Genomic DNA, 9051 nt, shown 5'->3' on the forward strand with positions numbered 1-9051 from the left:
ATTGGACAACGCGGCGAAGCTGTAGGGAATGTACAAGAACACCTCGTTCTCGCGCGCCTAGTTCCACACGAGATACGAGCCAAAGAAAAAGCCCCGCCGGATCGCTCCGGCGGGGCTCATTTCTGTCAGTCCGAAGACCGAGGAAGCTTATTCCTCGCCTTCGGCTTCGGGGCGTTCTTCGACCATCACGTCATCGGTCGTGAAGTCTTCACCCTGCACCTTGCCGAGCGGATCGTCGCCGATCGCCGCTTCGGGGCCCTGCGCCAGTTCGGCGGCATGCTCTTCGGCGGCGGTCGTCGGGGCGATCAGATGCTCCTGGTTCGCGGCACGCATGGCGGCACGAAGCGCGGCATCCTTCGACGAGGCGGTGACGCGGACGCGGTTCATGGCAGCGCCGGTACCCGCCGGGATAAGGCGGCCGACGATGACATTCTCCTTGAGGCCCTGCAGCGAGTCGATCTTGCCCTGCACCGAAGCCTCGGTGAGAACACGGGTCGTCTCCTGGAAGGACGCCGCCGAAACGAAGCTGCGGGTCTGCAGCGACGCCTTGGTGATGCCGAGGAGGACCGGACGGCCTTCCGCGGGGACACCATTCTTCGGCAGCTTGGCGTTATATTCCATCATCTCCAGATAATCGAGCTGTTCGCCCGGCAGCAGCGTGGTGTCGCCGCCAGCGGTGATCTCGACCTTCTGCAGCATCTGGCGAACGATCACCTCGATGTGCTTGTCATTGATCTTCACGCCCTGCAGTCGATAGACTTCCTGGATTTCCGCGACGAGATATTCGGCCAGTGCCTCGACGCCCATCACGTCGAGGATGTCGTGCGGGTTCGGCGAGCCCGAGATCAGCGCGTCGCCACGCTTGACCTGGTCGCCTTCCTGCACTTCCAGCACCTTCGACTTGGGGATCAGGTACTCGATCGGATCGCCTTCTTCCGGAACGATCGCGATCTTGCGCTTCGCCTTGTAGTCCTTCACGAATTCGATGCGGCCGCTGATCTTGGCGATCACCGCATTGTCCTTCGGGATGCGCGCTTCGAACAGCTCGGCAACACGCGGCAGACCGCCGGTGATGTCGCGCGTCTTCGACGCTTCGCGGCTGACACGCGCCAGAACGTCGCCCGCCTGCACTTCCTGACCGTCTTCGACCGACAGCATCGTGCCGACCGCGAGCAGGTAGCGTGCCGCTTCACCCGACTGATCGTCGAGCAGGGTGAGGCGCGGCTGGAGGTCTTCCTTCTTGGCGCGGCCCGCCGAGCGATATTCGATCACAACGCGCTGGGCGATACCCGTCGCTTCGTCGACCTGTTCGATCAGCGTCTTGCCATCGGCGAGATCCTGATACTTCACGACGCCCTGCTTTTCGGTGATCAGCGGCATGGTGAACGGATCCCATTCGGCAATCCGGTCGCCCTTCTTCACCTTCTCGCCGTCCTTGTGCATGATCTGCGCACCATAGGGCAGCTTGTGGGTCGCGCGTTCGCGGCCTTCGGCGTCGATGATCGCGATTTCGCCCGAACGCGACAGCGCCAGACGGCGGCCGCGCTGGTCGACGATCGTCGCCATGTCGCGATATTCGATCGTACCGTCCGAAATCGCTTCGGCGTTCGACTGTTCGTTGACCTGCGCCGCACCACCGATGTGGAACGTACGCATGGTGAGCTGCGTGCCGGGTTCACCGATCGACTGCGCGGCGATGACGCCGACAGCTTCACCGATGTTGACCGGCGTACCGCGGGCAAGGTCACGGCCATAGCATTTGCCGCAAACACCCAGCGTCGCTTCGCAGACCAGCGGCGAACGGATCTTGACCGACTGGACTTCGGCGTCCTCGATCCGCTGCGTCGTCGCTTCGTCGAGCAGCGTGCCGACCGGCGCGATGACATTGCCGTCCTTGTCGACGACGTCTTCGAGCGTCGTGCGGCCGAGGATACGCTCGCCCAGCGAGGCGATCGTCGAACCGCCCTGGATGATCGCACGCATTTCCATGCCGCGGGTCGTACCGCAATCTTCCTCGATCACGACGCAGTCCTGCGACACGTCAACCAGACGGCGGGTCAGGTAACCCGAGTTCGCCGTCTTGAGCGCCGTATCGGCCAGGCCCTTACGCGCACCGTGGGTCGAGTTGAAATACTCGAGAACGGTCAGGCCTTCCTTGAAGTTCGAGATGATCGGCGTTTCGATGATCTCGCCCGACGGCTTGGCCATCAGGCCGCGCATACCGGCGAGCTGCTTCATCTGGGCCTGCGAACCACGAGCACCCGAGTGCGCCATCATATAGATGGAGTTGATCGGGGCCAGACGGCCCGTCTTCGGATCCTTCGGCTCGGCACGGATTTCGTCCATCATCGCGTTCGCGACCTTGTCGCCGCACTGCGACCAGGCGTCGATCGCCTTGTTGTACTTTTCCTGCTGCGTGATCAGGCCGTCCTGATACTGCTGCTCGAAATCCTTCACCAGCGCACGGGTTTCGTTGACCATGCCTTCCTTCGAATCGGGGATGATCATGTCATCCTTGCCGAAGGAAATGCCGGCCTTGAACGCGTTGCGGAAGCCCAGCGCCATGATGGCGTCGGCGAACAACACGGTCTCTTTCTGGCCGGTGTGACGATAGACCTGGTCGATCACGTCGCCGATTTCCTTCTTGGTCAGAAGGCGGTTGACGACGTCGAAGGGCACGGTGTGCGACTTCGGCAGGCATTCACCGATGAGCATGCGGCCCGGCGTGGTCTCAAAGCGCTTGAGATACTCATTGCCCTGCTCGTCGGTCTGCGGAACGCGGCTGATCACCTTCGTGTGCAGCGTCACCGCGCCGGTGAACAGCGCCTGATGCACTTCGGCCATGTCGGCAAGCAGCATACCCTCGCCCGGTTCGCCTTCGCGTTCCATCGAGAGATAATAGAGACCCAGCACCATGTCCTGCGACGGAACGATGATCGGCTTGCCGTTCGCAGGGGACAGGATGTTGTTGGTCGACATCATCAGCACGCGCGCTTCGAGCTGGGCTTCCAGCGAGAGCGGCACGTGGACCGCCATCTGGTCACCGTCGAAGTCGGCGTTGAACGCGGCGCAGACCAGCGGGTGAAGCTGGATCGCCTTGCCCTCGATCAGCACGGGCTCGAACGCCTGGATGCCGAGGCGGTGAAGCGTCGGGGCGCGGTTCAGCAGGACCGGGTGCTCGCGAATGACTTCGTCGAGGATGTCCCAGACTTCCTTGCGTTCCTTTTCGACCCACTTCTTCGCCTGCTTCAGGGTCATCGACAGACCCTTGGCGTCGAGGCGCGCGTAGATGAACGGCTTGAACAGTTCGAGCGCCATCTTCTTCGGCAGGCCGCACTGGTGCAGCTTGAGTTCGGGACCGGTCACGATGACCGAACGGCCCGAATAGTCGACGCGCTTGCCGAGCAGGTTCTGACGGAAGCGGCCCTGCTTGCCCTTGAGCATGTCGGACAGCGACTTGAGGGGACGCTTGTTGGCACCCGTGATCGTGCGGCCGCGGCGGCCGTTATCGAACAGCGCGTCGACGGCTTCCTGCAGCATGCGCTTTTCGTTGCGGACGATGATGTCCGGCGCGCGCAGCTCCATCAGGCGCTTCAGGCGGTTGTTGCGGTTGATCACGCGGCGATACAGGTCGTTCAGATCCGACGTCGCGAAGCGGCCACCGTCGAGCGGCACCAGCGGGCGCAGTTCGGGCGGGATGACCGGCACGACTTCGAGGATCATCCATTCGGGGCGGTTGCCCGATTCGATGAACGATTCCACGACCTTCAGGCGCTTGATGATCTTCTTGGGCTTGAGCTCCGACTTGGTCGTCGCGAGGTCTTCCATCAGGTCGACGCGTTCCTGCTCCAGATCGAGATTTTCGAGGAGCACGCGGATCGCTTCGGCGCCGATGCCGGCCGAGAAGGCGTCTTCGCCATATTCGTCCTGCGCGTCGAGCAGTTCGTCTTCGGTCAGAAGCTGGAACTTCTCGAGCGGGGTCAGGCCAGGTTCGAGAACGATATAGGCTTCGAAATAGAGAACGCGCTCAAGCTGCTTGAGCTGCATGTCGAGCAGCAGGCCGATGCGCGACGGCAGCGACTTCAGGAACCAGATGTGCGCGACGGGCGCGGCGAGTTCGATATGGCCCATGCGCTCGCGGCGGACCTTGGTCACCGTGACTTCGACACCGCATTTTTCGCAGACGATGCCCTTGTATTTCATGCGCTTATACTTGCCACACAGGCATTCATAATCCTTGATCGGACCGAAAATGCGCGCGCAGAACAGGCCGTCACGCTCGGGCTTGAACGTGCGGTAGTTGATCGTTTCGGGCTTCTTGATCTCGCCGAACGACCACGAACGGATGCGTTCCGGGCTCGCGATGCCGATCTTGATCATGTCGAAGGTTTCGGGCTTCGCGACCGGGTTCATGAAGTTGGTAAGCTGGTTCATATTCTAGCTCCATCTTCCCCTCTCGCGCGGCGCGAGAGGGGTGAGGAAAAATCTTATTCGGCGGCTTCGGGAAGGGCTTCCGGACCTTCGTCGGGGTCTTCTTCCGAATAGGAAGAGAGTTCGACGTTGAGGCCCAGCGAGCGCATTTCCTTGACGAGCACGTTGAAGCTTTCGGGAATGCCGGCCTCGAAGGTGTCGTCGCCCTTGACGATCGCCTCGTAAACCTTGGTGCGGCCGATCACGTCATCGGACTTCACCGTCAGCATTTCCTGCAGCGTGTAGGCAGCGCCATAAGCCTGGAGCGCCCACACTTCCATTTCACCGAAGCGCTGGCCACCGAACTGCGCCTTACCGCCCAGCGGCTGCTGGGTAACAAGCGAGTAGGGCCCGATCGAGCGCGCGTGGATCTTGTCGTCGACAAGGTGGTGCAGCTTCAGGATATACATATATCCCACCGTCACCTTGCGGTCGAAACGGTCGCCGGTGCGGCCGTCGTAGAGATCGACCTGACCCGACCGGTCGAGACCGGCGCGTTCCAGCATCGCCGACACATCGCCTTCGCGCGCGCCGTCGAAAACCGGGGTCGCGAAGGGCACGCCCACCGACAGGTTTCCGGCGAGTTCGACGACTTCATCGACGCTGCGCGCCTTGATTTCGTCGGCATATTCATCGCCATAAGCCTGCAGCAGCGCCTCGCGAACCGCTTCGGGCGGAGCACCCGCTTCGGGGTCGGGGTTCGCCATGCGCCAATCCTCGAGCGCCGCGGTGATCTGGCGGCCGAAACCGCGCGATGCCCAGCCGAGGTGCGTTTCGAGGATCTGCCCGACGTTCATGCGCGACGGCACGCCCAGCGGGTTCAGAACGAAGTCGACGTGCGTCCCGTCTTCGAGGAACGGCATGTCCTCGATCGGCAGGATGCGGCTGATGATGCCCTTGTTGCCGTGACGGCCGGCCATCTTGTCGCCCGACTGAAGCTTGCGCTTCACCGCGACGAAGACCTTGACCATCTTGAGCACGCCCGGGGCGAGTTCGTCGCCGCGCTGCAGCTTTTCGACGCGATCTTCATATTTCGCGCTGATCCGCTTGATCGCGTCGTCATACTGCGCCTTGATCGCTTCCAATGCGGCCTGCGCGTTGTCTTCGACAACCGCCAGCTTCCACCAGTCGGCGCGATCGAGGTCGACGAGCATTTCCTCGGTGACGACATCGCCCTTCTTCAGGCCCTTCGGCACTGCGCTGGTCGCCTGACCGATGAGCAGTTCCTTGAGGCTGGAGAAGGTCGCACGGTTGAGGATCGCGCGTTCGTCGTCGGCGTCCTGCTTCAGACGTTCAATCTCTTCGCGTTCGATCGCGATTGCGCGTTCGTCCTTGTCGATACCGTGACGGTTGAAGACGCGGACTTCGACGACCGTGCCCGACACGCCCGGCGGCAGGCGGAGCGAGGTGTCGCGCACGTCGCTGGCCTTTTCACCGAAGATCGCGCGCAGCAGCTTTTCTTCCGGCGTCATCGGCGATTCACCCTTGGGGGTGATCTTGCCGGCCAGAATGTCGCCCGGGCCGACTTCGGCACCGATGTAGACGATGCCCGCTTCGTCGAGGTTGCGAAGCGCTTCCTCGCCGACGTTCGGGATGTCGCGCGTGATGTCTTCCGGCCCGAGGCGCGTGTCGCGTGCGGTGACTTCGAATTCCTCGATGTGGATCGAGGTGAAGACGTCGTCCTTCACGATGCGTTCGCTGATGAGGATCGAGTCCTCATAGTTATAGCCGTTCCACGGCATGAACGCGACGAGCACATTCTTGCCGAGCGCCAGTTCGCCAAGCTCGGTCGACGGGCCGTCGGCGATGATGTCGCCCGCGCGGACGACTTCGCCCACCTTCACCAGCGGACGCTGGTTGATGCAGGTGTTCTGGTTCGAACGCTGGAACTTCTGCAGGCGATAGATGTCGACGCCCGACTTGCCGGGTTCGACCATGTCGGTCGCACGGATAACGATACGCGTCGCATCGACCTGGTCGATCACGCCGCCGCGGCGCGCCGCGATGGCCGCGCCCGAGTCGCGCGCAACGGTTTCTTCCATGCCGGTGCCGACGACCGGCGCCTCGGCGCGGATCAGCGGCACAGCCTGACGCTGCATGTTCGAACCCATGAGCGCGCGGTTGGCGTCATCGTTTTCAAGGAACGGGATCAGCGAGGCCGCGACCGAAACGAGCTGCTTCGGCGACACGTCCATCAGCGTGATCTGGTCGCGCGGCGCCATCAGGAATTCGCCCGCTTCGCGCGCCGAGATCAGCTCGTCGATGAAGCTGCCGTCGGGGTTGAGGTCGGCGTTCGCCTGCGCAACCGTGTGCTTCGATTCCTCCATCGCCGACAGATAGACGACCTCGTTGGTCACCTTGCCGTCGATGATGCGGCGGTACGGGGTTTCGATGAAGCCGTACTTGTTGACGCGCGCAAAGGTCGCGAGGCTGTTGATCAGACCGATGTTCGGGCCTTCCGGCGTTTCGATCGGGCAGATGCGGCCATAGTGCGTCGGGTGAACGTCGCGGACTTCGAAGCCCGCGCGCTCGCGGGTCAGACCGCCCGGCCCGAGCGCCGACACGCGGCGCTTGTGCGTGACTTCGGACAGCGGGTTGGTCTGGTCCATGAACTGCGAGAGCTGCGACGAACCGAAGAATTCGCGCACCGCGGCGACCGCGGGCTTCGCGTTGATCAGGTCGTTCGGCATCACGGTCGACACGTCGACCGAGCTCATGCGCTCCTTCACGGCGCGCTCCATGCGGAGCAGGCCGACGCGATACTGGTTTTCGAGCAGTTCGCCGACCGAACGGACACGACGGTTACCGAGGTTGTCGATGTCGTCGATTTCGCCCTTGCCGTCCTTCAGGTTCACCAGTTCCTTGACGACGGCGAGGATGTCCTCGCTGCGCAGCGTGGTGACCGTGTCCTCGGCGTCGAGGCCAAGGCGCATGTTGAGCTTGACGCGGCCGACGGCCGACAGGTCGTAACGCTCGGCGTCGAAGAACAGGCCGCCGAACAGCGCTTCCGCGGTTTCGCGCGTCGGCGGTTCGCCGGGGCGCATCACGCGATAGATGTCCGAAAGCGCCTGGTCGCGGTCTTCGGCCTTGTCGGCCTTCAGCGTGTTGCGGATCCAGGGGCCCGTGTTGTTGTGGTCGATGTCGAGCAGCACGAGCTTGTCGATGCCGGCGCCGTCGATCTTCTCGAGATTGTCGGCCGACACTTCGTCGCCGGCTTCGATGTAGATCTCGCCGGTCGACTCGTTGATCAGGTCATAGGCCGAGTAACGGCCGAAGATTTCCTCGGTCGGGATCAGCAACGTGTCGAGACCGTCCTTCGCCGCCTTGTTGGCAAGGCGCGGGCTGATCTTGTGGCCGGCGGCGAAGACGACTTCGCCGGTCTTGGCGTCGACGACGTCGAACGCGGGCTTCGACCCGCGCCAGTTTTCGACGACGAACGGGACTTTCCAGCCATTTTCGGCACGCTCGAAGACGAGACGGTCATAGAAGGTGTTGAGGATTTCCTCGCCCGACATGCCCAGCGCGTAGAGCAGGCTGGTGACCGGCAGCTTGCGCTTGCGGTCGATACGGACGTTGACGATGTCCTTGGCGTCGAATTCGAAGTCGAGCCACGAACCGCGATACGGGATCACGCGCGCGGCGAACAGGAACTTGCCCGACGAGTGGGTCTTGCCGCGGTCATGGTCGAAGAGCACACCCGGCGAACGGTGCATCTGCGACACGATAACGCGCTCGGTGCCGTTGACGAAGAAGGTGCCGTTCTCGGTCATGAGCGGCATGTCGCCCATGTAAACGTCCTGCTCCTTGATATCGAGGACCGAACGCGTGTCGGTTTCGCTGTCGACTTCAAAGACGATCAGGCGCAGCGTGACCTTCATCGGCGCCGCATAGGTGATGCCGCGCTGACGGCATTCCTCGACGTCATATTTCGGCGCTTCGAGTTCGTAATGGACGAAGTCGAGCTCGGCGGTGCCGGCGAAATCGCGGATCGGGAAAACGCTGCGCAGCGTCTTTTCGAGGCCCGAAACATAGCCGACCGAGGGATCGGACCGCAGGAACTGTTCATAGGATTCGCGCTGCACCTCGATGAGGTTGGGCATCTCCACCGCTTCGTGGATGTTGCCGAACAGCTTACGGATTCGCTTGCTTGCGGTTGCTTCGAGGGCCTTGCCCACCGACTTCGCCTTGGTCGCCATAAGTGATTGTCTCGCCTTAAGAAAAATCAGTTGCGAGCGCATCGACGCGAAAAAAGCCGCAGGCCAACCGTTGCCGGTTTACCGCAGCTTTTCAACGCTGTCGAAATCCCCGCCGCCCTATCCGTACAGCCCGCTGCGCAAAGTCAGGCTCTATCTCGGACGATGGGGTATGGCGGGGATATAGGATTGGGGGTGCGCTCTGTCAACGGCAGCGCGGCGAAGTGATGGCGTCAATGACCGCTTCGGGGTGGAGAGCGGACGTTGCGGTGATGAACTGATTTCCCCTCTCGCTTGCGGGAGGGGCAGCGAGGCTTGCGAACTTGTTCGTTAGCCGCAGCGGGGTGGGCCTGATCGTAACGTGGCTGCCCACCCCCGACCCCTCCCG

2 protein-coding genes are annotated in these 9051 nt (G+C 62.5%); both read right to left on the bottom strand.

All coding sequences use genetic code 11. From position 1 onward, the window contains the following. Positions 1-147 precede the first annotated feature (147 nt). A complete protein-coding gene (gene rpoC / locus VGN62_RS17085) occupies positions 148-4434 on the bottom strand; it encodes a DNA-directed RNA polymerase subunit beta' (RefSeq protein WP_327456087.1) in 4287 nt (1428 codons plus the stop codon). A 53-nt stretch (positions 4435-4487) separates the two neighbouring features. Further along, positions 4488-8666 carry a DNA-directed RNA polymerase subunit beta gene (gene rpoB / locus VGN62_RS17090; RefSeq protein ID WP_327456089.1) on the bottom strand — a complete coding sequence of 1393 codons (4179 nt, stop codon included), beginning with the start codon at positions 8664-8666 and terminating at the stop codon, positions 4488-4490. Positions 8667-9051 lie beyond the last annotated feature (385 nt).

Origin of the sequence: Sphingopyxis sp. (assembly GCF_035998905.1) — a bacterium.
Classification (GTDB): domain Bacteria; phylum Pseudomonadota; class Alphaproteobacteria; order Sphingomonadales; family Sphingomonadaceae; genus Sphingopyxis.